The organism is Bradyrhizobium cedriense (assembly GCF_054602315.1).
Map to the genome: position 1 here is coordinate 580104 of NZ_JBTSWB010000001.1, position 25911 is coordinate 606014.

Below are 25911 nucleotides of genomic sequence, written 5' to 3' on the forward strand. Positions count from 1 at the left end.
CTAGCATAAATCTGGAATTGCGTTCTACAATATAGAACAATACGGGAGGATGATGGTGTTGAGCGAGCCTCGCATCATGGCGAAGCACATCGAGCCGGGCATGCGCCTCGCGCTGCCGGTCGACTACGCCGGCGTCTCCATGGCGATGACGCGGCCAATCATCGAGCATGGCGCAGGCAATCTCGATCTCGTCTGCGTTCCAACCGGCGGATTGCAGGTCGACCAGCTTGTCGGCGCGGGTCTGGTCCGGACGGTGGAGACCAGCGCCGTCTCGCTGGGTGAAGCCGGTGGAGCGCCCCGGTTCAACGCGGCCGTCAAGGAAGGCGCGATTCGACTGAAGGACGCGACGTGTCCCGCCATCCATGCGGGCCTGATCGCGGCGCAGAAGGGCAGTCCCTTCATGCCGCTCCGGGGGTTGATCGGAACGGATCTGCTGCGCCATCGCGAAGATTGGCGCGTCGTCGACAATCCGCTGGCAGACGGAGGCGATCCGATCGTGCTGATTCCGGCAATCAAGCCCGACGTCACGATCTTCCACGTGCCCATGGCTGATCGTTTCGGCAATGTCTGGATTGGGCGACGACGCGAGCTTGCCGCCATGGCCTACGCTTCGCGCACCGTTCTGGTCACGGTGGAGCGGGTCGTCGAGGAAAATCTGCTCGCCGATGAGATGAGCGCCGCCGGCGTGCTGCCGGCACTCTACGTCACGGCAGTCGCGCGCGCTCCGAAGGGGGCGTGGCCCTACGGTCTGTGGGGTGAATATCCGGCCGATAACGCAGAGATCGCGCGCTATGCGAAGGCCGCGCGAACGGCCGATGGCTTCTCTGCCTATATGGCGCAGGCGCAGATGGAGCCCGCGTGATGGCCGGCGTTCTCCCTCGCGAAGTGCTGATTTGCACGATCGCGCGGCTGCTCGACGGGGTCAGGCATGTCGCAGTAGGGGCCTCCTCTCCGATTCCTGCCGCCGGCGCGATGCTGCTGCGTGCAATGAAGCAAGCGGGCGGTGCCGTCGGTCCACGCATCTCCATTCTCGGCTCCGTCGAGCATAATTTCTTCACCAACGGTTCGGCGGAGCTGTTCGATTGTGCCGGTCAGGGCCGGATCGACGCGTTCTTTCTCGGCGGGGGCCAGATCGACGGCTTCGGCAACGTGAACCTCGTCGGGACCGGTGACTATCCGCGCTCCAGCGTGCGCTGGCCCGGCTCGTTCGGGTCTGCCTATCTCTACTTTGTCGTGCCGCGGGTCATCCTCTTCCGCGAAGAGCATACGCCGCGCGTCTTCGTCGAGAAGGTTGACTTCATCAGTGCCCCGGGCGTCAGTCCTGAAGGAGTCTTCCGGAGCGGCGGCCCCGTTGCTCTCTTGACCGGCAAGAGTCTCTTTCGGTTCGACAAGACGCGGCCGGGGTTCGAGCTGGAGAGCGTTCATCCCGGGCACGATCTTGCGGAGATCAAGCAAGCGACCGGTTTTCGGTTCGTCCATGACGCCGAGCCGCGGCAGACCCCGCTGCCCGATCGATCGACGCTCGACCTGCTCCGCGGCCGTGTCTTCGACGAACTCGCCGAGACCTATCCCGAATTCGCCGCCCAGATGCGGCGCGATCTTGTCGCGGTCGACGCATGAGCAGGGTCAAGCGGGTCCCACATTGCAGCCATTGGGGTGCGTACACGATCCTCGTCGAGGACGATCGCATCGCGGGCGTCGAGCCGTTCGAGCACGATCCGGCGCCTTCCCCGATCATCCATTCCGTTGCCGAATGGGCCAACGCCGAACGGCGCGTGCTGCGACCTATGGTCCGCTCCGGCTGGCTCGACAAGCGCGAGAAGAGCGATCGCCGGGGCCGCGGCCGCGAGAAATTCGTGCCGGTGAGCTGGGACGAGGCGACGACGCTGGTCGCCGACGAAGTGCGCCGCGTGGCCGGCACGTTCGGCAACGCGTCGATCTTCGCGGGCTCTTATGGTTGGACCAACTCCGGCCGCCTGCATCATGCTTCTTCGCTTCTGAAGCGCATGCTCAATCTGGTTGGCGGCTTCACCAGGCACGTCGACACCTATTCCATCGCGGCAGGCCCGGTGATCTTGCGCCACACGCTGGGCAGCGACGACGCATGCGGCGGCCGCGCCAATACGCTCGACACGATCGCGCAGCACACCGAAACGCTGGTGGTGTTCGGCGCTCTGTCGCCGCGAACCGCGCAGAACGAGGCCGGAGGAATTGGCAGTCACCGCCTCGAGACTTACCTTGGGAAAATCGTCGAGCGCGGCGTCAACGTCGTCCATGTCTCGCCGCTGAAGGACGATATGCCCGACTGGGTCGATGCCGAATGGTGGCCGATCCGGCCGAACACGGACGCTGCCCTGATGCTCGGCCTCGCCGGCGAGATCGTGAAGGCGGGCCGACACGACACGAATTTCCTCGCGCGCTGCACCAGCGGCGCGGATCGTCTTCTTTGCTATCTCGAAGGCGGAGCGGATGGCGTGCGCAAGGACGCCGCGTGGGCCGCCGGCATCTGCGGGCTCGATGTGGGGCAAATTGCCGAGCTCGCAAGCCGCCTGGTCGACACGCGGAGCATGCTGACGGTGAGCTGGAGCCTGCAGCGCGCCCATCATGGCGAACAGCCGTTCTGGGCGGCGCTCGGACTTGCATCGATCGTTGGCCAAATCGGGTTGCCGGGCGGTGGCGTCGGTTACGGCTACGCCTCACTCGGGGGTGTGGGGGCACCGCTCAATCTGGGCCGCTCCCCTGCCATTTCGCAACTGACCAGGCCGATCGACAGCTTCATTCCGGTGGCGCGGATCAGCGACATGCTGCTCAATCCCGGCAGGCCGTTCAGCTACGAAGGTGAGATCCGCACCTATCCGGATACGAGACTGGTCTATTGGGCGGGCGGCAATCCCTACCACCATCACCAGGACCTCAATCGCCTGTCGGAAGCCTGGACGAGGCCCGAGACGATCATCGTGCAGGACCCGATGTTCACGGCGACAGCCCAGCGCGCCGATATCGTGCTGCCGGCCACCACGTCGATCGAACGCAACGATCTTGCCGGCAACAGGCGCTCCGACTTCATCCTGGCGATGAAGAAGGCCATCGAGCCGTTGGGCGAATCCCGCTCCGATTTCGAGATCTTCAACGCGATCGCAGGAAAGCTCGGGGTGGCCGATCGGTTCAACGAGGGCCGGGACGAAATGGGCTGGGTCCGGCATCTCTACGAAGCCTGTCGCAGCGACGCCTCGCAACGCTTTGGCTTCGCGATGCCGGATTTCGATGCGTTCTGGGAAGCCGGCTATGCGCGCTGCCCGGTCAAGGCAGAGCATACGTTCCTGGCCGACTTCCGCAACGAGCCGGAGGCGCATGCGCTCAGGACCGAAAGCGGAAAGATCGTGCTCGGCAGCGAGACTCTGGCCAGGCTGGACTATGCCGACTGCCGCCCGCATCCCGCGTGGATCGAACCGGCTGAATGGCTCGGCAATGCCGCCGACGCCGGCCAAATGCACCTCATCTCGCACCAGCCGGCCGGCCGTCTTCACAGTCAGCTTGAAACCGGAGCATCGAGCCGGGCCATGAAACGCAATGGCCGTGAACAGGCTCGCCTTCATCCTGGCGACGCGGCAGCTCTCGGCATCGATGACGGCCAGACGATCCGCATCTGGAATGGTCGCGGGGAGTGCCTTGCGACGGCAGAAATCACCGACAAGGTCCGTCAGGGCGTACTGGTGCTTCCGACCGGTGCCTGGTTCACGCCGACAGGCAATAGCGGCCTGGAAATCGCCGGCAATCCGAACGTGCTCACGCTCGATATCGGCACGTCACAATTCGGCCAGGGCTGCTCGGCCCATACCAGCCTCGTGCGAGTCGAGCCGTACGCCGCCGATCGGCGCGATGCGTTCGAGGCCTATCAGGAATCGCTCGTCGCGCTCGCGGCAGTCTAACAGGAGCTTGGAACATGTCTGCGCCCGCCATCAGCCGCTTTCCCGTCCCCGACATCGCAACACTCCCCGAGGATATCCGCTCGCGGATCGAGGCGGTTCAGGAGAAGTCCGGCTTCGTCCCCAACGTCTTCCTGACACTCGCGCATCGGCCTGACGAGTTCCGGGCGTTCTTCGCCTATCACGACGCTCTGATGGACAAGCCTGGGCCGATCACCAAGGCCGAACGCGAGATGATCGTCGTCGCGACCAGCAGCGCCAATCAATGTCAGTATTGCGTTGTCGCTCATGGCGCCATCCTGCGCATTCGGGCGAAGAATCCAATGATCGCGGATCAGGTCGCCGTCAACTACCGCAAGGCCGATATCACCGCACGGCAGAGGGCGATGCTCGATTTCGCAATGAAGGTCTCGGCGCGCGCCTATGAGGTGGACGATTCCGACATCGTGGATCTCAAGGGACACGGATTCACAGAGGAGGATGCCTGGGACATTGCGGCCATTGCCGCATTCTTCGGCATGTCGAACCGTCTCGCAAACGTCACAAGCATGCGTCCGAACGACGAGTTCTTCGCGATGGGACGCTGAAGGCCGCGGGCGAAACTGCAATGGTATCGTTGGTCATCGACAGACGCTTCCGGGGCCCGCCCAATTCCGGCAACGGAGGCTACGTTTGCGGATGTCTCGCAAGGCACGTCGCCGGAGACGCCGAAGTGACGTTGCGCGCCCCGCCGCCGGTGGAGCGGCCGCTCGACGTGCTGACGAGGGCCGACGGCGGGATCGAGTTGCGCGAAAACGACGTGCTGCTCGCGACGGCGCGTACAACAGGCATCAATGTGCCGGACATTCCCAGGGTGAGCTACGCGGCGGCCGAAGAGGCGGTCGGCAGAACACCCTACGACGAGCAGAGCCACAACCTTCCGGGATGCTTCGTCTGCGGCCCCGCACGTGACGATGGCGACGGTCTCCGGATCTTTGCAGGTCCGCTGCAGGCGGAGGCAGTCCCGGGCAAGCCCGTCGTGTTCGCGGCCTCCTGGGTGCCTCATGGCAGTCTGTCCGGCGAGGACGGCTATGTCGCGCCCGAATTCGTCTGGGCCGCTCTCGATTGCCCGACCGGCTATTGCAGCGTGGGGGCCCGCCACCTCGGATTGAACGGTGACGAGACGGCCCTTCTCGGACGCATGGCTGCACGGATCGATCGCCGGCCGCGTCCCGGGGATCGATGCGTGGTGGTGGCGTGGCCGACGGGGCGGGAAGGTCGCAAGCTCTTTGCCGAGAGCGCCTTGCTTGATGCGGAGCAAGAGGTGCTGGCGACCGCGCGAGCCACCTGGCTGTTGGTCGACAGGCGGGTCCAGCTCGGAGCAAGTGCATGAATACGAATTGGAAGCAGGACATGAGCGGCAGCGATACAGAGCTCGAACTTCGTCAGTCCATTATCGACGCCTGTCGCGAGATGGCGGCGCAAGGCATCAATCAGGGAACGTCCGGAAACATCAGCGTCCGAACCGACGACGGGATCCTGCTCACGCCGTCTGGTCTTCCATACGACCGCATGAAGCCCGAAGACATCGTGGCGATGAAGTGGGACGGCTCGTGGACCGCGTCGGCCGGCAATGTTCCGTCGACGGAATGGCGTTTTCACCTCGATATCCTGAGGTCGAAGCAGGAGGTTGGCGCCGTGGTTCACGCCCATCCGATCTTCTGCACGATCATCGCGATCATGAATCGCTCGATCCCCGCGATTCACTACATGATCGCCGCTGCCGGCGGAAACGACATTCCTTGCGCGCCCTACGCTCAATATGGCACGGCCGAGCTGTCGCAGGCCGCCCTCGACGCACTTCGCTATCGCCGCGCCTGCCTGCTCGCACATCACGGGCTGATCGCCATCGGTCCCAATCTGCGCAAGGCCATGTGGCTCGCGGTGGAGGTCGAAGTGCTCGCCAAGCAGTATCACGGCTGTCTCCAGCTTGGTGCTCCTCCGCTGCTGCCGGACGAGGAAATCGACAGCATTTTGAAACGATGGGGGCAGTACGGTCTGCGCGACAACGACGGCACGCCCAAGATTCCCCAGCGTTCGAGCTAGATCACGATCAAACCATTGTCTGCGAGAAACCATGGCTTACTCTCACGACGTCAGCGTCTGCGGTACTTACATTCTGGATATTCTGGGGGTCCCGGTGACCGAGATTCCACCCGGTGGCGGCCGCTTGCTGATCGAAGAAATCCGGCTTGCGGTCGCAGGCACCGCGGGCGGAACGGTCGTCCCTTGCGCGCGTCTCGGTCTGAAGGCGCTCGCGGTTGGCGCCGTCGGCTCCGACGAGAAGGCCGACTGGATGCTGAACGCGCTGGAGCGCGAAGGCATCGACATCTCTCTCATGGAGCGGATGGCCGACAGTCCGACCTCGGCCACGATCCTGCCGATCAGGCCCGACGGCTCGCGTCCGGTCATGCACGCAAGGGGCGCTTCCGCCCGCTGGCGTATCGCACCCGAAACGCAAAGCGCCGCTTGCCGGAGCAAGATTCTGCATCTCGGCGGGGTTGGCTCCTTGCTTGCGATGGATGGAGCGCCGTCCGTCGCATTGCTGCGCGAGGCGAAGGCGGCCGGTTGTACGACGACGCTCGATCTCATCCAGGCGCGCCGCGAAACGCTGGCGCTGGTCGAGCCACTGATGCCCTATGTCGACTTCTTCATGCCGAGCATCGATGAGACCAATGCGATGGTCGGAACCGACGATCCCGCCGCGTGTGCGCGGTTCTTCATCGAAAAGGGCGCCGGGGCTTGCGCGATCTCTCTCGGTGCCGACGGTTCCTTCGTGATGACGCGCGACGGACGTCAGTTCACGGTGCCGGCGTTCGAGGTCGCGGTTCGCGACACCTCGGGATGCGGCGATTCCTACACCGGCGGCTTCATCGCGGGGCTGGCTCGCGACTGGGATCTGCTCGACTGCGCCAAGCTCGCGACCGCGACCGCCGCGATCGTCGCGACGGGGCTGGGTTCGGGCGCCAATCTCGTGTCATTCGAGGAGACCGTGAAGGCCATGAACAGCTTTCCGGTCCGCAAGCCCGCCCGCGCCTGATCCGTTCACGCCGGTAAAAGACATTCATCCGAACAACAGGGGAGAACGCAACATGGCCCGACATGCGATCGTGACGGGAGCAAGCCGCGGAATTGGCCGCGCGATAGCCATTGGCCTTGCAAGCCGCGGCTACGATCTCGCTCTGACCGATATCGCTGCCCAGGAGAAGGTTCTCCTTGAGACCGTCGCCGAGGTCAGGCAGCTGGGCGGCCGCTGCATCCCGGTGCTGGGCGACGTCAGCGACATCGGCGACTGCAGGCGGGCCGTAGCCGAAGCGGTGAGTGGCCTTGGGCATGTCGACGTTCTCGTCAACAACGCAGGGATATTGAGGCTGGCGACGATCGACGAGCTGACGCCCGATACGTGGGATCAGACGTTCGCCGTCAACACGCGCGGCGTCTTCCAGATGACCCAGGCCGTGGTGGCGCACATGAAGGAACGAAAGTACGGACGGATCGTCAACATCGCTTCGCTCGCTGCCCGAACGGGCGGTCCGGGACAGTCCCACTATGCTGCATCGAAGTCGGCCGTGGTCGGCTTCACGCGCGTCTCGTCCATGGAGTTCGGAGGCTACGGCATCACCGTCAATGCCGTGTGTCCAGGCATCATCGTCACTGAGATGGGGATGAACAATCTTCGTGATCCCGAGCGCGTCGCATATTTCGAGAAGGTCACGGACCTGCACCGGCTTGGACAGCCGGAGGATGTCGTCGGTCCCGTGGCATTCTTTGCGTCGGATGATTCTGCGTTCGTGACCGGCCAGGCCCTTAACGTGGACGGAGGCATTTTCTACAGCTAGCAACCGGGTGGGTGGCGAAAGAACTCGACATTGGCGGGTCGGTTCTGCTCCGAAGCTGGAACGGCATGCAAGGGCTCAGTCCTATTGCAGGCAGTAGCCCAGCGATCGCGGTTCAATGGCTCGGGTCCGAACGCTCGTGCGGGAAGGCGTGCTGGACGAGCTCTTCGGCGGCGAAGGACCGGAATACTGGTCGTGGACCCGGCGCTTGCACACCCCTTCATCGCGGTAGAGTTGAAGAAGTAATCCAAAGCGATGTGCTTCGCAATTCCGGAAAGCCTCCGGCGCTCAGACCAAAAGGGGCTTTGCGGTCGCCGCCATCTCTTGCAGTAGCGGCAGAAAGCGATCGATCATCTCGCGGGTGGTGACCCGGTCGACATGGGCACCGATGTTGGCCGCCGCTATAATCGCCCCGTCGTACCGGTGAATTGGCACGGAGATTGACCGGAACCCGGCCTCGGCTTCCTGGTCCACCAACGAATAGCCCTTGCTTCGATCGGTGATTATAGTCGCGAGGATCAAGTCCTTGTCCAGGATTGTCGCGGAAGTCTGCTGAGTCACCGGCATGGCGCTGATCACCGCCGCCAGATTTTCGTTGGACAGGCGGCCGAGCAGGACACGTCCCACCGAAGTGCAGAATGCCGGAAGCCGATAACCAATGTCTATTCCGGAGGAGAACACCCGAGTTGGGCTGGCTCGAGCGACGAAAACGACGTCGTTGCTGTCGAGCAGGGCTAAGGAACAAACTTCCTTGGCCCTGCTCGATACATCGTCCATGAGAGGTTGCATGACCGTGCTGATCTGGTTGGAGGCCAGGTAGGCCGAAGCCAAGGTCAACACGTGAGGTGTCAGGGAGAACAGCCTCTCGTCGCCGCTTACGAACCCCGACTTCTCGAGCGTCATGAGGATCCTGCGGGCGGTGGCGCGCGGCAGGTTGGCGATTTTCGCGATATCGCTGAGGGTCATCGGCCGGCGCTCAACCCCAAAGGATTGGAGGACGCGAAGACCTCGATCGAGGCTCTCAATGAATTCGGGCCCCTCCCGTCTGGCTTCGGTTTCTTCAGCCGTCCGTTTGAGTTTTGGCATTTCGCGTGCGCCGTCCGTTTCCCGTTGTTTGCTCTGTTCGGCAGAGCAAGCTCCGAATCTCCCGACTATACACCATCGGTGGCAGCCGTTTTGAGAAGGGATTTAAGGTCGAAAGCCGGATCCCTGATTTGATCGGGCTCCGGGGATATTCCGCCGCCAATGAGCCGCCGGGCCGCCATCTGATCTCCGGCTCGGTTGATGCTGTCTACCGCGATCAGCTTGTTCTGCCTGTAACAGAAAACCGAGAATTTTCCGTCGTCGATCGAGCCCCGGATAGCCTGGTTGTCGAAATCGCGTGACAAGCCGACGATCTGCAGCTTCGCGTCGTACTGGTCGGACCAGAAACGCGGCACGCTTTCATACGGGCCCGTAGATCCGGCAATCGCCAAGCCGGCGGCTTTTGCCTGGTCCTGTGCGTTCTGCACCGACTCCAGGCGCACCCAGTCGCCCGCGAAGCTGTTGAAGTGCGTGGCGCAATCCCCCGCAGCGAATATGGTGGGATCGCTGGTACGGCCGTGGTCATCGACCGCGATGCCGTTCATGCAGTTCAGCCCGGCGCTCCTGGCGATCTGATCGTTTGGCAGGCCGCCGACGCCGACCAGAACGAGGTCTGCCTGGATCGTCTTGCCGTTCTTGCAGTTGACCGACGTGACCCGGCCGCCTTGTCCATGATCGAGGCGACAGTCTCGCCGAGCTGCACGTCCACGCCGTGTTGCAAGTGCATATCGAGCAGAAACTCGGAGATTGTCGGTGATACCGCGCGTTCCAAAAGGCGGCTTGCACTTTCCAGGACGGTGACCTTCTTGCCGAGTTGGGTCGCAGAAGCTGCTACTTCGAGACCGATGAAGCCGCCTCCGACGACAACGATTTCGGAGGCGTCCCTCAAGGAGGCCTTGAGATAGATCGCATCCTGCATCGTCCGAAGGTAGCGGACGCCCTCCAGGCCGGCTCCCGCGACAGGAAGCTTCCTGGCATGGGATCCCGTCCCGATCAGGAGCTTGTCGAATACGAGCCCGGCATGATTGTCGATCAAGATCTTGCGCGAATTCCTGTCGATGCCCGTTACGCGGGCGCCGAGCATGAGGTCGATTCCTTTGTTCGCGAAGAAAGCCCTGTCGCGAAGGACCAGACTCTCTTCCGTTGCAAGGTCCTGCAGGAAATCCTTGGACAGAGGAGGCCGCTGATAAGGCATGCGCTCTTCGTCAGCCACGATGGTGATTGGCTCGGCATATCCAGAGTCGCGTGCGGATAGTGCGCCTTGGACGCCGGCGTAGGATGCGCCGATGACAACCATGCCGGTCACGATTGCGTCTCCGGAACGTAGACAGTGAGCGTATCGGTCGAGAAGGGCGGCTTCAGCTGGCAGCTCAATCTGCTGTTCGGCTTTCTCTTTGCCGCAACGGTGCAAAGGAGTTCCTGCTCGGCGTCGCTCGGCGCCGGGATCGCGCTCAACTGAGCTTCGTCAACATAGACGTGACAGGTCGCGCAATCGAGACAACCCCCGCATTCGCCCTCGATGCCGCCTACGCCTTTGCGAACCGCAGCGAGCATGACGCTGACGCCAGATTCGATGTCGAGCACGCACTCCGTGCCACCAGGTTGAACGTACCTCACTCTCGGCATGCGTAGCTCCAATGTTCATTAATCGAACATAAATTCGCAGAGCGAACGAATCAAGCCACCTTTGTCGTCATTTGGCCGATGGGGGCGAAGCCATCGGATCGAAAAGTAGGCAGAATACGGCCAAAAAAAGGGCTTGCATCGAAACGGAAATAAAATGCATTCTAAACATGTCGAACTAATGTTCGTCTATCGAACAGATCAGCGGGGTGGGCCGATGTATGGGAAGCTGACGTTGTTGATTTTGGGGGTTGGCATTGCCGGTGCATCTCACGCGATCGCCCAGCAGGTGGAGCTGAGCCCTCCCGAGTTGGTCATGATCAACGGTAAAGTCCTGACCATGGACCCCGGGTCGTCAGTCGTCGAAGCGGTTGCCGTGCGGGACGGCAAGGTGCTGGCGAGCGGGAGCACCGCTGCGATCAAGGCGCTCGCGGGGGCGCGTACTCGGATTATCGACTTGGCGGGCAAGACCGTCGTTCCCGGGATGATCGATACTCACGCGCATTTCAAGGCAGCCGGCCTCTCGGACTATGTCGTCAACATGGGGCGGGCGAAGACCGTTGCTGAGGCGCTTGAGGCGATCAAGGCATTTGCCGCAAAGAAAAAGCCCGGCGAATGGATCGTTGGAGGCGCCTGGCACCCGCCTTCGCAGCTCGTCGAGAAGCGCTATCTCACTAAACAGGAAATCGACAGCGTTGCCGGCAGCAATCCCGTTTACCTGCGCACGGTAGGGCACTACTCGATGGCGAACAGCCTGGCGCTGCAGAAAGCCGGAGTGGACAAGGCTACGCCAAATCCGGACGGGGGATCGTTTGAACGAGATGCCTCGGGGGAGCTGACCGGTGTTCTCGTCGAGACCGCAATCGACCGTGTAGAAAAGGCCGTGCCAGCCTGGACCGAGGAAGATCAGATACGGCAGTTCAAGATCGCTCAGCGGGTCCTGAACAGCTTTGGGATTACGAGCGCTGTCGAAGGGGCGACAGACGCCCGGGACATTCGAACGCTTCAAAAGGTTGCGCTCTCCGGAGATGCCACGCTTCGCGCCGGCTTGATGTTTCGGCCAGAGCCGCCGGCAGACATGTCGACGTGGGAAGCGATCATGTCAGGCAATGGTGCTTCGTCGGGCTTCGGCGACGACTGGTTGAAGTTTGCCGGCATTAAGATCTTTTACGACGGCGGCATGACGTTGAAGACGGCCCTGATGCGCGACGTCTACCCGGATTCGCACGACGACTACCATGGCGTTACGCAGCAGACCCCCGAGCGGCTGAAGCAACTCGTCTCTATTTGCAACCGATACGACTGGCGGGTGGGCGTCCACGTCGTCGGAGACCTGGGGATCGACCAGGTGCTGGATGCGTTCGAGGCTGCGGACAAGGAAAAATCGATCCGCGATCGAAGATTCACTCTCATACACGCCAGTCTGATCAGGCCTGAGCAGATGGAGCGCGCGCGCAGACTGGGTGTCCGCGTCGATCTGCAGAACGTGTTCATGTGGGACAAAGCCGCCACCGTCGAACGCTTTCTCGGACGAGCAACTGCCGACCGCGCCGTTCCGACCAGGACGCTGATCGAGAAGATGGGCATCGAGAGCCTTGGGGCAGGAACCGACTTTCCCGTCAATCCCATGAATCCCTTCCTCAACATGTACATCATGGTGACGAGAAAGAATCCCGACGGCGTTGCTTACGGCCCCTCCGAAGCAATAAGCCGCGAGCAGGCATTGCGCCTTTATACGAGCGCCGCTGCCCGTTCCACGTTCGATGAAGGGCGGAAGGGGACGCTTGAACCCGGAAAATTGGCGGACATGGTCGTCCTCTCGGCGGACTACCTGACTGTGGCGGACGACCAGATCAAGGACATCAAGGCGGACGTCACCATCGTTGGCGGCAAAATCGTATTCCAGCGTTGAGCCGCGGCGCCCAAGAAACAGACCCAAGGAGAACCGCGCGATGATGAGCCAACAGCAGAATGATCAGATCACCCGCATCGGCCCGGCAGACCCGGCAGGTAAGTTGATGCGGATGTATTGGCAGCCGGCCGCCCTCGTCGAGGAACTGCAGGACGAGCGCCCGGTCAAGGCTGTCAGGCTGCTCGGCCAGAACTTCGTACTATTCCGTGACGAAAGCGGACGATACGGAATGATGGATCGCGACTGTCCGCACCGTGGCGCCGATTTGGCCTTCGGTCGGTTGGAAGATGGTGGTCTGCGCTGTGCCTTCCACGGCTGGCTCTTCGACGTCAATGGCCAATGCCTGGAAACACCGGCCGAGCCGCCAGGATCTTCGCTTTGCAAGAACATCAAGCAACGCGCTTATCCGGTCATGGAGAAGGGCGGAATCCTCTGGACATATCTCGCAGATGGCGAGCCGCCTGCATTTCCCGAGATTGACTGCTTCACCGCCCCGGAAGCGTACACATTTGCTTTCAAGGGATTGATGGAATGTAACTGGCTTCAGGCCCTGGAAGTGGGGATCGACCCGGCGCACGCCTCGTTCCTGCATCGCTTCTTCGAGGATGAGGACACTTCGGCTGCCTACGGCAAGCAGTTCCGCGGCGCTTCCGCCGACAGCGAAATGCCAATGACGAAGGTGCTGCGCGAGTACGATCGGCCGATCATCAACGTGGAACATACCGAATTCGGCCTGCGGCTCGTTGCGCTGCGTGCCATCGACGAGGAGCGGACGCACGTCCGCGTCACCAATCAGCTATTCCCGCATGCCTTCGTCATTCCCATGAGCACAGAGATGACGATCACGCAGTGGCACGTGCCGGTGGACGACAAGAATTGCTATTGGTACGCGATTTTCACCAGCTACACGGTCCCGATCGACAAGAAGAAAATGACGGAGCAGCGGCTGGAGCTTTACGAGCTGCCCGAATATCGCTCGCGTAAGAACAAGGCAAACGACTACGGTTTCGATCCTCACGAACAGGCGCATGAGACCTACACGGGCATGGGCGCGGATATCAACGTCCATGATCAGTGGGCCGTCGAATCGATGGGAGCTATTCAGGATCGTACCCGAGAGCATCTCGGCCAGACGGACAAGGCGATTATCCAGTACCGCCGGCTTCTGCGGCAGGAAATCGAGAAGGTCAGCCAGGGCGGAAAGCCCTTCATGTTCCTGGACCAGGCACACGCCCGAAGCATCCAAGGACCCGCGACGATGGACGGCATCGGCCCCACCAAGGGCTGGGAGACATACTGGATGGAAGTCGACGTGAAACGGAGGAGGGGCGCGCCCTGGGCTGCTCCCGTGCCTGCCGATATTGCGCAGAAAGTGCCCCATCTAATAACCGCCGCCGAGTAGTCGCCGCAGCGGCCTTCGTTTGGAAAGGAAGATACCTTGAGTTTCGTCAAGAAGCACGGGCTCTGGTCTGCTGAACAGAACGACGCTGCAGTGCGCTTGCGGCGAGTCGCCGAGGAAAACAAGCTCGATACGATCCGTCTGTCGTTTCCGGACCAGCATGGCATCCTGCGCGGAAAGACCCTGATTGCGTCACAAGCCTTGAGCTCGCTCGAAAGCGGCTGCTCGATAACCACCACGATGCTGGCAAAGGACACGTCGCATCGGACGGTATTCCCGGTTTTCACTGCCGGCGGCGGCTTCGGCATGAGCGAGATGCAGGGCGGAAGCGACGTCCTGATGATTCCGGATCCGTTGACTTTCAAGGTGCTGCCTTGGGCGCCGACGACGGGATGGCTGCTTTGCGATCTTCACTTTTCCGACGGACGGCCGGTGCCCTTCGCGACACGCGGCCTCTACAAGTCTGTCTTGGAAAAGCTGTCGCAACGTGGCTACGACTTCGTGGCGGGACTAGAGGTCGAGTTTCATATTTTCAAGGTCACTGACGCGAAAACGCAACCGGAACACGCGGGGCAGCCGGGCGAGCCTCCCGAGGTCAGTCTCCTTTCTCACGGCTACCAGTATCTGACGGAACAGCGCTACGATCAGATGGAGCCGATCCTCGAGCTCATTCGTCGTGACGTCGTTGCGCTCGGTCTACCGCTCCGCTCGATGGAAGTCGAGTATGGTCCCAGCCAGGCGGAGTTCACGTTCCAGCCGACGGTCGGTCTCGTTCCGGCCGACACGATGATCCTGTTCCGCAGTGCCGTGAAGCAAATCGCACGGCGTCACGGCTATCACGCGACTTTCATGTGCAGGCCGCGCATTCCGAACGTCGTGTCGTCCGGGTGGCATCTTCATCAGTCGATTGTCTCGCGTGATGGCGGCGAGAACGCCTTCATGTCGAAAGAGGTTGGCGAGCCGCTGACTCCGTTCGGACGGCATTATCTCGCGGGTTTGCTCGAGCATGCGCGTGCTTCGACGGTGTTCACCACTCCGACGATCAATGGGTACAAGCGGTACCGGTCCTATTCGCTGGCGCCCGACCGCGCGATTTGGGGACGGGACAACCGTGGCGTGATGCTTCGCGTTCTCGGCGGCCCGAACGACAAGGCAACGCGCCTGGAGAACCGGGTGGGGGAGCCAGCCGCAAACCCGTATCTCTATATGGCATCTCAGATTCTATCAGGGCTCGATGGTGTCGACCGTAAGCTCGAACCCGGACCGTCGGCCGATACGCCTTACGAGACGAAGGCGAGCCTGCTGCCCAAGTCCTTGCGAGAGGCGGTGTTCGCGTTGAAGGAGGATCCATTCTTCCGGAACGCGATGGGCGCTGAGTTGGTGGATTACTACGTACACATCAAGAACGCGGAAATCGACCGCTTCCAGTCGGAGGTCACCGAATGGGAGCAGCGCGAATACTTCGAAATGTTCTGACAAATCGCAAGAGCGGCCGGATTAGGTCGAGAGAGAGGATTGATATGAACCAGCCAGCTAGATTACTTCCCGTTTTCGTCGCTCTCGGTCTGATGACCACGGCGGCGTCAGCCGATGTCATCAAAGTCGGCGTGATCGGGACGATGTCCGGCCCTTACGCGCTGTTCGGTCAGAACTTCAAGATGGGCATCGACGCCTGGGTCGCACTGAACGGCAACAAGGTCGGCGAACATCAGATCGAGTTCGTTTATCGCGACGAAGAATCTCCCAATCCGGCAAAATCCAAGGCGCTGGCCCAGGAACTGCTGGTAAAGGACAAGGTTCAGTACCTCGCGGGGCTCTATTTTACGCCTAACGCGATGGCTGTCGCTCCGTTGCTGGAGGAGTCCAAGACTCCGCTCGTGGTCTTGAATGCCGCGACCTCCGCGATTGTGGAGAAAAGTCCCTACATCGTCCGCACCTCGTTCACGATGTGGCAGAACGCCGTTCCGGCAGCCCAGGTCGCAAGAAAGAACGGTTCGAAGAAGGTGGCGATCGCCGTTAGCGACTACGGACCGGGCATCGATGCCGAGAATGCCTTCAAGAAGACTTTCGAGGCCGACGGTGGCACCGTGACGGAAGCGATCCGCATGCCGTTGAATACCACCGATTTCAGTCCGATCATGCAAAGGATCAAGGACTCTGGTGCCGATACGATCTTCACGTTCCTGCCCGCCGGGCCGCCGACACTCGGCTTCGTCAAGGCCTATATCGACAACGGCCTGAAGGCTGCCGGCGTCAAGTTGATGTCGACTGGCGACGTCGTAACCGAGCCGGATCTTCCGAATATCGGTGATGGTGGCATCGGCATCCTATCCACCTACCACTACGCGGTCTCCCACGCGTCGTCGGAAAACAAGGCCTTCCTCGACCAGATAGTGAAGGGCGGCGGCAAGATCGACGAGGTGACCATGACGTCCGTTGCCGCCTACGACGGGGCTCGGTTGATCTACAAGATGATCGAGGCGACCGAGGGGCGGCGCGATCCCGCGAAAGCGATCGCCTCGGTGAAGGGGATGAAGTGGCTTAGCCCGCGGGGACCGGTCTCGATCGATCCGGACACCCGACACATCCGCCAGAACGTCTACCTTCGCGAAGTAGCGAAGCAGGACGGCAAGCTCATCAATCGGGAAATCCTCACGTTCGACGCACAACCCGATTGGGCGCTGAGCAAAAACTAACTTGTCCCAATGCCCCGCGGCATTGCAGCGGGGCCGATCTACGTGGTGGCCTGACGATGGGCGAGGCCGCCAGGAAATGCTGATCACGCGCGGCGCGGCTTCGCGCGCGCGATAGGAAAAATGCTGTGCGGACGATCTTCAGTATCGGTGTCGATGCCGTCGCATACGGCATGGTGCTATTCACGATCTCGATCGGCCTTTCCATCATGATGGGTCTGATGCGCGTGGTGAATTTGGCCCATGGTGCCTTTGCGATGACCGGCGGCTATCTCGCATCATATGCCTTGCGCGCGATGGGCACCAATTATGCCGTCGCGATCCTCGTTGCCGTGGTCGGCACAATCCTGATTTCCGCCCCGCTGGAGATCCTTCTGTACCGTCGGATCTACCGCAAGTCCAACGCGCTGACCCAGTTGCTGCTTACGATAGGAATCACGTTCTTCGTCATTGGTGTGGTGAACTTCGTCTTCGGTCCCACGCTTAAGTCGATCCCGCTGCCGGCGGCATTGAGCGGCCCGTTGGATATTGGCTTTCGTATGGTTCCGACGCACAGGATCTTCGTAATTGCCTGCGGCGGCGCCATTGCGTTGGCACTTTGGTACCTGATCGAACGGACGGAGTTTGGAGTCCGGCTGAGGGCGGCAGTGGACGACAGCGACATGGCGGAAGCGCTTGGAATCCGGACAGAGCTCATTTACTCCGCAACGTTTGCCTTGGCCGTCGGTCTCGGTGCGTTCGGCGGCGTGATCGGGGCAGAGCTTTTGCCCATCGAACCCTTCTATGCGCTCCGGTACATGGTCGTATTTCTCGTCGTCGTTTCGGTCGGCGGCGCGGGCTCCATCCTGGGAGCGCTATCCGCGTCGCTGCTGCTTGGTCTGGCCGACACGACCGGCAAATACCTGGCTCCCGAGTTCGGCGAATTTTTCTTCTATCTGGCAGTCATCCTGATCGTATTTCTGTTTCCGAACGGCCTGTTCGGGAGGGCACATTGAGATGAACATGGCATTGACCGCGTCCGATAGGATGAACGGAACGTGGCTTGCGCCCGAATTGATTGGCGTTGCGACGGTCACCGCGCTCGGCGCGACCGGTTTCTTCCTCTTTCCCGAGGATCTCGCGTTTCTGACGCGGCTAATCGGCATTGTATTCCTGGTCCTTTCGCTGGATTTGATCACCGGTTATTGCGGCGTAGCGACGCTCGGACAGGCCGCACTTTTCGGGGTCGCAGCCTATGCTGCGGGCAACGCCTGCATCGCGGGAGTAACCGAGCCAGTTTTGCTTCTCGGGGTTGGGGCAGTCGGCGGCGCGCTGACAGGTCTTCTCTCGGGCGCATTGATCACAAGATTCAGGGGATTGCCGCAGCTCGTCATTTCCATCGCCTTTGGCCAGCTTGTCACGGCGCTATCCAATAAGCTGTCTTCGATCACGGGCGGGAGCGACGGGCTGTCAGGGATCGTACCTGCGCCCGTCCTGCGAACGTTTTCCTTCGATATGTATGGGCGGACCGGCTTCGTATTTTCCGTTGTCGTGTTGGCGGTCGTCTTCGCCCTTCTGCTGCGCTTCGTGCGATCGCCATTTGGCCTGCTGTGCCGCGGCATAAAGGACGATGATCTGCGTGCGCAGATGATCGGGGCTGCGGTCTATCCGCGGCTTGTCGTGATGTACGGTGTGGCGGGAGCTGTGGCCGGCATAGGCGGCGCATTGACGGCGATCACGACCGGAGTAATCGGCCTGGACAGCGTTGGCTTCGAGCGGTCGGCGGAGGCGCTGGTCATGCTGGTTCTCGGTGGGGCCGGCAACCTGTGGGGAGCTTTGGCGGGAGCAGTGCTGTTTCAGGTCTTCGAGCACATAGTTTCGGCGACCAACCCTTTCCACTGGATGACCTTGGTCGGACTGCTCCTGATATTGATCGTGGTCTTCGCGCCGAGGGGCCTATCGTATGGAGCAGTTGCTGCCTGGTCGAAATTGTTTCCGAAGGAGCCAGTGCGATGAGCTTGCTGCTGGAAGTTCGCGCTGTTTCCAAGTCGTTCGGTGGCTTGCACGTGAACCGCGACGTGTCGTTCGGCCTTTCCAGCGGCGATCGCGTCGCGCTGATCGGTCCCAACGGGGCGGGTAAAACGACGTTGGTCAACGTGATTTCGGGCGATCTGCAGCCTACGGCCGGACAGGTCATGTTCGCCGGCGAGGACGTCACCAACCTCTCGGTCGCGCATCGTGCGCATCGCGGACTGGTACGAACGTTTCAGGTCACGAGGCTTTTCGCGACGCTGACGGCGACGGAAAACGTAGCCTTGGCGGTTATGCAGCGCAGGGGCATGACACGGCAGTTCTGGTCGGTCGCTGCGAGGTTGCCTGACGTGCGCCAGGAATGTCAGGAACTGCTGTTTACGCTTGGCATCGGTCATCTTTCGGGACTTCGTGTCTCCGAGCTTGCCTATGGCCAGCAGCGGCTGTTGGAAATGGCGATCGGCCTCGCTCTCAAGCCAAAGGTTCTTCTTCTCGACGAGCCTGCCGCCGGGGTTCCGCACGACGAAGCCCCGAAGATCCTCGAGGCGATCGAACGTCTGCCGCCCGATATCGCCGTCATGATGATAGAGCATGACATGGAACTTGTGTTCCGCTTTGCGAAGCGCGTTCTGGTGCTGGCGAATGGTAAACTGATTTTCGAGGGCACGCCTTCTGCCGTGACTGCCGATGCGGAGGTTCGCCGTGCTTATCTTGGGAGCTATGCCGATGCCCGCCGCACGGCTTGAGGTTGTCAACGTAAGCGCCGGCTACGGCGCAACACGGATCATCACGGACGTGTCGTTCGACGTTCCGGCAGGAGACCGCCTGGTGATCCTCGGCCGCAACGGGATGGGCAAGACGACCTTGCTCGCGACGCTCATGGGTCTCACGACCCGCCATGGCGGCGAGATCAAGGTCGACGGCATCGATTTGGCGGATTCTAGGACGTCGTCGCGGTCGCGTTCCGGTGTCGGCTACGTGCCGCAAACCCGCGGCATTTTCCGGTCCTTGACCGTCGAGGAGAACCTTTCGACGGGACTGAAGGATAGGTCCCGTGGCGCGATCGAGGAGGCATACGAGATTTTTCCGAGGCTGGGGGAGCGAAGGCGAAATCTTGGAATGCAGTTGTCGGGCGGCGAACAGCAGATGTTGTCCATGGCGAGGACGTTACTCGGAAAGCCTGACTTGTTGCTTCTCGACGAACCGCTGGAGGGCCTCGCTCCGGTCATTTGCGACGAACTGATGGAAATGATTTCCCGACTTGCCTCGTCCGGAGACGTGACCGTGGTGTTGGTCGAACAACAAATCGAGCGAGCTTTGGATTTCGCTGATCGGGTTCTGATCCTCGAACGCGGGCGGCAGGCCTGGTTGGGTCCGTCGAAAGAACTCAGAGCGGACAGAGCTCTCGTGGATCGTCTGCTGGGCGTAGGTATCCATTGAGCGTCGGCTAGCGGCGAATGGCTTTAGCTCGAAACGATTGCCGCGGGTCGTTCACCTCTCCCGCGAGCGGGAGTGCACCTCCGCCGTTGCATCGATCAAGCCTCATCCCATTATGCTTTAGGTCGGGAAGAACGCGTTGCTCGGTCGTGACAGGCCGAGATGATCGCGCAAGGTGACGCCGTCGTAGTCGACGCGGAAAAGGCCGCGTTCTTGGAGGATCGGAACGACCAGATCGACGAAATCCTCGAACCCTTCGTGGAAATAAGGCGGCATGACGTTGAAGCCGTCGGCGGCGTGCTCCTCGAACCAGAGCTGGAGGGTATCGGCGATGCGTTCGGCCGAGCCGCACAGCACCCAATGGCCGCGAGCCGCGGCGGTGAGATTGTAGAGATCGCGCAGCGTCATGTTCTCGCGGCGGCCCTTGGCGAGCATGACGCTGGCGAAGCTGTGATAGCTGTCCGACGGTGCGATGTCCGGGATCGGTCCGTCGAGATCGTAGGCCGACATGTCCCGGCCAAAGCGATCGGACAGGATCGCAAGCGCGTTGCTGCCGCTGACGAAGCTCTGGAGCACGTTGAGCTTCTCGAACGCCTCCTTGTCGGTGCGGCCGACCACGGGCATCACGCCCGGCAGCACGGTGACGTCCTCCGGCCTGCGGCCGAATGCCGGCAAGCGCGTCTTGAGCGAGACGTAGCCGGCCTTGGCTTCCTCGATATCCTGCACCACCGAAAACACGATATCGGCGGTGCGCGCGGCAAGTGCCTGGCCGGCCTCGGAGCCGCCGGCCTGGAGCACGACCGGGTGGCCCTGCGGGCTGCGGCCGATGTTGAGCGGTCCCTTGACCTTGAAGAATGCGCCCTCGTGGTCGATTGCGCGCAGTTTCGAGGGATCGATGTAGAGACCGCTTGTGCGGTCGGCGACGATGGCATCATCCGCCCAGCCGTCCCAGAGCCCCTTGACGACGTCGAGGAACTCGCCTGCCATCTCATAGCGCCGTGCATGGTCGGGATGGGTCGTGCCGAAATTCGCAGCCGTGGCCGGATTGGCGGTCGTCACCGCATTCCATGCCGCGCGCCCTTTGGAGATGTGGTCGAGTGAGGCAAAGACTCGCGCGACCGAGAAGGGATCGCTGTAGGTCGTGGAGACGGTGGCTCCCAGGCCGATATGGCTGGTCGAGGTCGCGAGCGCGGCGAGCATCGTCAATGGCTCGAGCCGCAGCGTGTAGGAGGGGTGTGCGGCGGCATCGGCATACAGATTGTCGCCCATGAAGATCAGGTCGAACTTGCCGCGCTCGGCGGTGCGGCCGATTTCCTGGATCGCCGCAAAGTCCTGGAAACTGTCGACTGCGCCGGGATAGCGCCAGCCTGCGACGTGGCTGCCGGTGCCCAGGATGAACAGGCCGAGATGCATCTGTCGTTTCATGGCGTCATGTCCAGAACAGGATCTTGCGTTCGAGGAAACCGATCAGGCCGAAGAAGGCGAGGCTCGCCGCGGATGCGACGAAGATCGCCGCCCAGACCTGGACGAAGTCGATCTGGAGCACGGCCTGATAGATCACCCAGCCGAGCCCGCCATGCGCGCCGAGCATTTCGGTGACGATCGCCACGATCACGCTACGCACCGTGGAGACGCGCATGCCGGCGAGCAGCAGCGGTAGGGCGGTCGGCAGGCGCAGGCGCCACAGCACGCCGAAACGGCTTGCCCCGAAGCTGCGCATGAGGTCGACGGCGCGACGATCGACACGGTCGAGCCCGGCCAGCATCGACAGCAGGATGGTGAAGCTCACCGCCATGGCCACCATGACGATCTTGGAGCTGACCCCGATGCCGAACCAGAGCAGGATCAGCGGGGAATAACCGACCACGGGCACCGAATTGATCGCGGTGGCGAGCGGCAGGATCGCGCTGCGCAATGCCGGGACCAATGCGATGGCGACGGCGAGGCCGATCCCGATCAGGCAGCCGAGCCCATAGCCGACCAGCGCTTCGAGCAGGGTGTAGCCGGCAGCGTCAACGAGCGTCGCGCGCTTGGACCAGAGGCCTGCGAGGATGTCGCTGACGGCGGGCAGGACATAGGCCGGCAGATGCAGTCCGCGCGCCGCGCCCTCCCAGCATGCGACCAGGAGGACGGCGCCCAGGATGCCGCGCTGGACGGCGAGCGACGGTGAGGCGAGCGCGCGGCTCATTGCTCGGCGCTCCAGAACACCAGCCGTCGCTCGACCGCGGCGACGACCGCGTAGAAGCCCGTGCCGAGCAGGGCTGCGGCGAGCAGGGCGCCCCAGATCGCGACGACATTCTCGGTGAACATGGCCTGCAGCAGCAGCACGCCGAGCCCGGTGGTGTCGCCGAACCATTCGCCGACGATGGCACCGACGAGGCTCAGCGATGCGGCGAGCCGCAGCGCGACGAAGATCTGCGGCAGCGCGGTCGGCAGCTGCAGGCGCAACAGCAGCTGGCGATTGGAGGCGCCGAAGCTGCGCATCAGGGCGACCTGCTTGGGATCGACGGTCTCGAGACCGAGCAGCGTGTTCACCGTCACCGGGAAGAAGGTCAGGTAGAATGCGATGATCGCCTTGGCGAGCAGCGTGTTGCCGAACCACAGCACCACCAGCGCGCCGAAGGCGATGACCGGAATGGTCTGCGACACCACGAAGATCGGAAAGATCATCTCACGCAGCGCGCGGACGCGGAAGAACAGGATGCCCATGAGCACGCCGAAGGCGCCGCCGCAAGCAAAGCCGATCAGGGTTTCCGCCAGCGTGCGCAGGAAGCCGTCGACATAGGCGCGGGGCGTCGCCGCCATCGCCATCAGGATCGTGCTGAGGCGCGGCAGGTAATAAGGACGGATGCCGAACAGCAGCACCGCACCCTCCCAGATCACCGCGGCGACGGCAAGGCCGAGCAGGAGTCGGATCGGCTTGCGCAGCGAATCCGGCATGGCCGACGACGGCGCGGCCGTGCCGGCTTTGCCATGCGATGTCGCCGCAGGCCTGCTCACGGCATCCGGTCCGCGAGCGGAATGCTCTGGATGAAGCTTGCGTCATAGGCGGCGGCGAGGTCCACCGGCTTGGAGATCACGCCGTACTTCAGGAAGAAATCGTGAGCGGTCTTGACCGCATCGGCATCGATCCAGAACGTGCCGTTCTTGGCTGCCGCCCCTGATGTCATCAGGCGCTTCACCTCGGTGAGCATGAACTCCTGCTGCGCGCGATCGAGCGTCGGGGCTGCGGCCATCACGGTGTCGACCGCGCCCTTGGGATCGGAGAACGCGTCCTTCCAGCCCTTCAAGGAGGCGCGCAGGAAGGCCTTGACCAGCTCCGGCTTCTCCTTGGCAGTGGTCTCGGCCACGATCAGCGTGTCGCGCGGGAAGGTGATGCCGTAATCCTCGGCCACGAATGTCTTCAGGTTGTCCTTCGGCATGCGCGACTGGATGGTGTAGAACTCGTTGTAATAAGTCGCGGTGACCACATCGACGCTGCCGTCGACGAAGGGCGTCACCGAAACCTGCTGCGGTTGGATCTTGAGTTCGTCCGGCTTGATGCCTTCCTTGGCCAGCATGCCGTTCAGCACATGATTGGCGCCGGTGAACCAGGTAGTGACGGTCTTGCCCTTGAAGTCCTGGAGCGTCTTCACCGGCCCGTCCTTGCGGGTGACGAAGATGAAGGGCGTGATCTGGTGCGATACGCCGATGCAGACGATCGGCAGTCCCTTGTCGCGTGCGGCGAACACGCTGTCGGTGCCTCCGGACAGGCCGAATGTGTCGGCGCCGGTCGCGACCAGGTTTTCGGTGAGCAGATTGGGCCCGCCGGGATTGATGGTGAGGTCGATGCCCTCGGCCTTGTAGTAGCCCTTGGCGGCCGCGACGTAGAAGCCGGCGAATTGCGCCTGCGGCAGCCATTTCAGGCGCAGGCTCGCCTTCTGCAATTCGGCTGCCGGCGCGTCCGTGACGAGCAAGCCGGTCGCCAGTGCGATGGCGGAGAGGACTGAGAAGGCGTGGCGTCGGCTCAACATGGTCATGCTCCAGGCGGTGAAAATCAATTGCGATAGGATGGGTCGGCGCGGTCGAGCTGGCGCATCAGTGCCGGCCATTCGCGTTCGCCGGGCACGAGGATGTCGCCTTGCAATTCCCAGAACTGGCGCGCGGCCTTCTCGCAAACCTCGTGCGGCGGCATCACCAGCTTGGCGCCGGCTGCGGCGGCGGCCTGCATCTGGAGCTGAATCCGCGCGGCCCGCTCGAAATAATAGAGCAGCATGAAGGCCTCGCCCGGCGTGCGGCCGACGGTCAGGATGCCGTGGTTGCGCATCAGCATCACCTTGTGCGGACCGAGATCGCGAACCAGGCGGACCTGCTCGTCGAGGTCGATGGCGACGCCTTCGTAGTCGTGGAAGGCCTGGCGGTCGTAGAAGCGCATCGCGAACTGGCTGAGCGGCAACAGGCCTTTCTCCTGTCCGGACACTGCGACGCTCGCGTCGGAATGGGTGTGCAGCACGCAGGCCGCATCATGATTCGACGTGTGGATCGCGGCATGGATGACGAAGGCTGCCACGTTGACGGCGTGCGGCGTGTCGTCGAGCTTGTTGCCCTCGGTGTCGATCTTGACCAGGCTCGACGCCGTGATTTCGTCGAACAGCAGGCCATACGGGTTGATGAGGAACTGGTTCTCGTGGCCGGGCACGCGCAAGGAGATGTGATTGTAGATCAGGTCGTCCATCCCGAGCTTGGAGACCATGCGATAGCAGGCGGCGAGCTTGATCCGGGCATCCCATTCCGCCGGCTCGATCTCGCGCGGCGGGGCTTGAGGCTCTCGCGCCGACATCGCGTTCACGGCGTCTTCTCCTGTGCGATGGAGGACTGGAACGACTTCATGCTTTCCTCCTCGATGGCATCGAGCAACGTGCGCTTGAGACGGATGAATTCCGGAGCGGTCACGATCTCCGGCCGACGCGGGCGGGGAAGATCGACGACCTGCTCGAGCTTTACCGAGCCTGGACGCGCCGTCATGACGAGCACGCGGTCGCCGAGGAAAATCGCCTCGTCGACGTCATGGGTGATGAAGAGGATGGTGCGCCGGTATTTCTGCCAGACGTCGAGCAGCCAGCGCTGCATCATCGCCCGCGTCAGCGCATCGAGTGCGCCGAACGGCTCGTCCAGCAGCATCAGGTCGCGTTCGAACAGGAAGGTGCGCATCAGGGCTACGCGCTGGCGCATGCCGCCCGACAATTGATTGGGATATTGCTTCTCGAAGCCGGCGAGTCCGAACTCGGGCAGCATCTTCAGCGCCTTGGCGCGCGCCTGCTCGCGCGGCATCCCCTCGACCTCGAGCGCGAGAATGGCGTTGTCCACGACGTTGCGCCAGGGAAACAGGAGGTCGCGCTGCGGCATGAAGGAGACGCGGCCGAGCAGGTCGGCGGCATGGCAGCTCTTGCCCTCGAACCGCAGGATTCCGCCGGAGTCCGGCTCCTCGAGGCCAGCGACGATGTTGAAGAGGGTGCTCTTGCCGCAGCCGCTGGGGCCGACGACGGTCACGAACTCGCCGGGGGCGACGCTCGCCTGAAGTCCCGACAACGCAGCGACTGGACCGAAGGTCTTGTCGAGCGCCCGCAACTCGAGCAGCGGCTCGGGCTTCGGCTGCGCTTGCGGGGCTTCGGTGGCCGGTCCGTGATGGGGGAGGCGGGCAGCCTGCACCGGGATGTCCTTGTATAATGGCGGCGGCCATTCGCATACGAAAGTGGGCCGCGTTGAAATCTCTTAGCAACTCGTGTGCCAGTGCGATTTCGCGGCAAATCAGGCATAAGATTTGCGAGTTGGCGGCGGGGTATCTGGGAGTTGCGCGCGTCACCGCGCGAAAATCGGCCGGTTCACTGGAAAGTTGGTGCCGTTTTGTATACGTCTATAGGTCTTGGAGAAACATAATGACGGATATTGGTGCACAGACCGGTGGCAGGCGCGC

General features: G+C 62.3%; 25 protein-coding genes and 1 pseudogene. 16 read left to right on the forward strand and 10 right to left on the reverse strand.

Annotated elements, in window-relative coordinates:
* The first annotated feature begins 52 nt into the window (after nt 1–52).
* The 8 genes from ACYCVF_RS02790 (at nt 53) to ACYCVF_RS02825 (ending at nt 7804) form a co-directional block, all read left to right on the forward strand.
* Nucleotides 53–862: a CoA transferase subunit A gene (locus tag ACYCVF_RS02790; RefSeq protein WP_459597966.1), complete on the forward strand. Its 810-nt coding sequence runs from the start codon at nt 53–55 to the stop codon at nt 860–862.
* A complete protein-coding gene (locus ACYCVF_RS02795; protein WP_459597018.1) occupies nt 862–1620 on the forward strand; it encodes a CoA-transferase in 759 nt (252 codons plus the stop codon). Before ACYCVF_RS02790 ends, ACYCVF_RS02795 begins: the two co-directional genes overlap by 1 nt.
* Nucleotides 1617–3929, forward strand: coding sequence for a molybdopterin-dependent oxidoreductase (locus tag ACYCVF_RS02800; RefSeq protein ID WP_459597019.1), 2313 nt, complete (start codon nt 1617–1619; stop codon nt 3927–3929). The genes ACYCVF_RS02795 and ACYCVF_RS02800 overlap by 4 nt, the downstream gene beginning before the upstream one ends.
* A 14-nt stretch (nt 3930–3943) precedes the next feature.
* Complete coding sequence (locus tag ACYCVF_RS02805; protein WP_459597020.1) at nt 3944–4513, forward strand: peroxidase-related enzyme; 570 nt, start codon at nt 3944–3946, stop codon at nt 4511–4513.
* 125 nt (nt 4514–4638) lie between these two features.
* Entirely contained in the window at nt 4639–5298 is a 660-nt protein-coding gene (locus ACYCVF_RS02810) for a hypothetical protein (RefSeq protein WP_459597021.1), read from the forward strand.
* Between the two features lie 20 nt (nt 5299–5318).
* Nucleotides 5319–6011: an L-fuculose-phosphate aldolase gene (locus tag ACYCVF_RS02815; protein ID WP_459597968.1), complete on the forward strand. Its 693-nt coding sequence runs from the start codon at nt 5319–5321 to the stop codon at nt 6009–6011.
* Between the two features lie 31 nt (nt 6012–6042).
* Entirely contained in the window at nt 6043–7005 is a 963-nt protein-coding gene (locus ACYCVF_RS02820) for a carbohydrate kinase family protein (RefSeq protein WP_459597022.1), read from the forward strand.
* A 52-nt stretch (nt 7006–7057) separates the two neighbouring features.
* Nucleotides 7058–7804 (forward strand): SDR family NAD(P)-dependent oxidoreductase, encoded by a 747-nt coding sequence (locus ACYCVF_RS02825; protein WP_459597023.1) that lies wholly within the window; start codon nt 7058–7060, stop codon nt 7802–7804.
* Between the two features lie 285 nt (nt 7805–8089).
* Here ACYCVF_RS02825 and ACYCVF_RS02830 read toward each other — a convergent pair whose 3' ends face one another.
* From ACYCVF_RS02830 to ACYCVF_RS02845, 4 genes and pseudogenes are all read right to left on the reverse strand, one after another.
* Nucleotides 8090–8887: an IclR family transcriptional regulator domain-containing protein gene (locus ACYCVF_RS02830; RefSeq protein ID WP_459597024.1), complete on the reverse strand. Its 798-nt coding sequence runs from the start codon at nt 8885–8887 to the stop codon at nt 8090–8092.
* A gap of 65 nt (nt 8888–8952) precedes the next feature.
* Nucleotides 8953–9327, reverse strand: a complete 375-nt coding sequence (locus tag ACYCVF_RS02835) for an oxidoreductase C-terminal domain-containing protein (protein WP_459597970.1) — start codon at nt 9325–9327, stop codon at nt 8953–8955.
* Between the two features lie 21 nt (nt 9328–9348).
* A pseudogene (locus ACYCVF_RS02840) lies at nt 9349–10181 on the reverse strand (NAD(P)/FAD-dependent oxidoreductase); the annotation flags it as partial.
* A 5-nt stretch (nt 10182–10186) separates the two neighbouring features.
* The gene (locus ACYCVF_RS02845) at nt 10187–10510 is read right to left on the reverse strand and encodes a 2Fe-2S iron-sulfur cluster-binding protein (protein ID WP_459597025.1); all 324 of its coding nucleotides are present in this window, start codon (nt 10508–10510) and stop codon (nt 10187–10189) included.
* A 214-nt stretch (nt 10511–10724) separates the two neighbouring features.
* On the opposite strand from ACYCVF_RS02845, the gene ACYCVF_RS02850 reads away from it, so the two are divergent.
* From ACYCVF_RS02850 to ACYCVF_RS02885, 8 genes are all read left to right on the forward strand, one after another.
* The gene (locus tag ACYCVF_RS02850) at nt 10725–12419 is read left to right on the forward strand and encodes an amidohydrolase (protein ID WP_459597026.1); all 1695 of its coding nucleotides are present in this window, start codon (nt 10725–10727) and stop codon (nt 12417–12419) included.
* 40 nt (nt 12420–12459) lie between these two features.
* On the forward strand, nt 12460–13821 hold the full coding sequence (locus ACYCVF_RS02855; RefSeq protein ID WP_459597027.1) for an aromatic ring-hydroxylating dioxygenase subunit alpha: 1362 nt from the start codon (nt 12460–12462) through the stop codon (nt 13819–13821).
* Between the two features lie 36 nt (nt 13822–13857).
* A complete protein-coding gene (locus tag ACYCVF_RS02860; RefSeq protein WP_459597028.1) occupies nt 13858–15294 on the forward strand; it encodes a glutamine synthetase family protein in 1437 nt (478 codons plus the stop codon).
* 92 nt (nt 15295–15386) lie between these two features.
* Nucleotides 15387–16514 (forward strand): ABC transporter substrate-binding protein, encoded by a 1128-nt coding sequence (locus tag ACYCVF_RS02865; protein ID WP_459597029.1) that lies wholly within the window; start codon nt 15387–15389, stop codon nt 16512–16514.
* A gap of 125 nt (nt 16515–16639) precedes the next feature.
* Nucleotides 16640–17506: a branched-chain amino acid ABC transporter permease gene (locus tag ACYCVF_RS02870; protein WP_459597030.1), complete on the forward strand. Its 867-nt coding sequence runs from the start codon at nt 16640–16642 to the stop codon at nt 17504–17506.
* 7 nt (nt 17507–17513) lie between these two features.
* A complete protein-coding gene (locus tag ACYCVF_RS02875; RefSeq protein WP_459597972.1) occupies nt 17514–18506 on the forward strand; it encodes a branched-chain amino acid ABC transporter permease in 993 nt (330 codons plus the stop codon).
* Nucleotides 18503–19267: an ABC transporter ATP-binding protein gene (locus ACYCVF_RS02880; RefSeq protein WP_459597031.1), complete on the forward strand. Its 765-nt coding sequence runs from the start codon at nt 18503–18505 to the stop codon at nt 19265–19267. Before ACYCVF_RS02875 ends, ACYCVF_RS02880 begins: the two co-directional genes overlap by 4 nt.
* The gene (locus ACYCVF_RS02885) at nt 19248–19961 is read left to right on the forward strand and encodes an ABC transporter ATP-binding protein (protein ID WP_459597032.1); all 714 of its coding nucleotides are present in this window, start codon (nt 19248–19250) and stop codon (nt 19959–19961) included. Before ACYCVF_RS02880 ends, ACYCVF_RS02885 begins: the two co-directional genes overlap by 20 nt.
* A 117-nt stretch (nt 19962–20078) precedes the next feature.
* On the opposite strand, the gene ACYCVF_RS02890 is transcribed toward ACYCVF_RS02885, so the two are convergent.
* The 6 genes from ACYCVF_RS02890 to ACYCVF_RS02915 are packed head-to-tail and all read right to left on the reverse strand — an operon-like array spanning nt 20079 to nt 25646.
* Nucleotides 20079–21383 carry an LLM class flavin-dependent oxidoreductase gene (locus ACYCVF_RS02890; protein ID WP_459597033.1) on the reverse strand — a complete coding sequence of 435 codons (1305 nt, stop codon included), beginning with the start codon at nt 21381–21383 and terminating at the stop codon, nt 20079–20081.
* 4 nt (nt 21384–21387) lie between these two features.
* On the reverse strand, nt 21388–22146 hold the full coding sequence (locus tag ACYCVF_RS02895) for an ABC transporter permease (RefSeq protein WP_459597034.1): 759 nt from the start codon (nt 22144–22146) through the stop codon (nt 21388–21390).
* Nucleotides 22143–22958 (reverse strand): ABC transporter permease, encoded by an 816-nt coding sequence (locus ACYCVF_RS02900; protein WP_459597035.1) that lies wholly within the window; start codon nt 22956–22958, stop codon nt 22143–22145. Before ACYCVF_RS02900 ends, ACYCVF_RS02895 begins: the two co-directional genes overlap by 4 nt.
* A complete protein-coding gene (locus tag ACYCVF_RS02905) occupies nt 22955–23971 on the reverse strand; it encodes an ABC transporter substrate-binding protein (RefSeq protein WP_459597036.1) in 1017 nt (338 codons plus the stop codon). Before ACYCVF_RS02905 ends, ACYCVF_RS02900 begins: the two co-directional genes overlap by 4 nt.
* A 23-nt stretch (nt 23972–23994) precedes the next feature.
* Nucleotides 23995–24786, reverse strand: a complete 792-nt coding sequence (locus tag ACYCVF_RS02910; RefSeq protein ID WP_459597037.1) for a class II aldolase/adducin family protein — start codon at nt 24784–24786, stop codon at nt 23995–23997.
* Complete coding sequence (locus ACYCVF_RS02915; protein WP_459597038.1) at nt 24783–25646, reverse strand: ABC transporter ATP-binding protein; 864 nt, start codon at nt 25644–25646, stop codon at nt 24783–24785. Before ACYCVF_RS02915 ends, ACYCVF_RS02910 begins: the two co-directional genes overlap by 4 nt.
* Nucleotides 25647–25911: the final 265 nt, after the last annotated feature.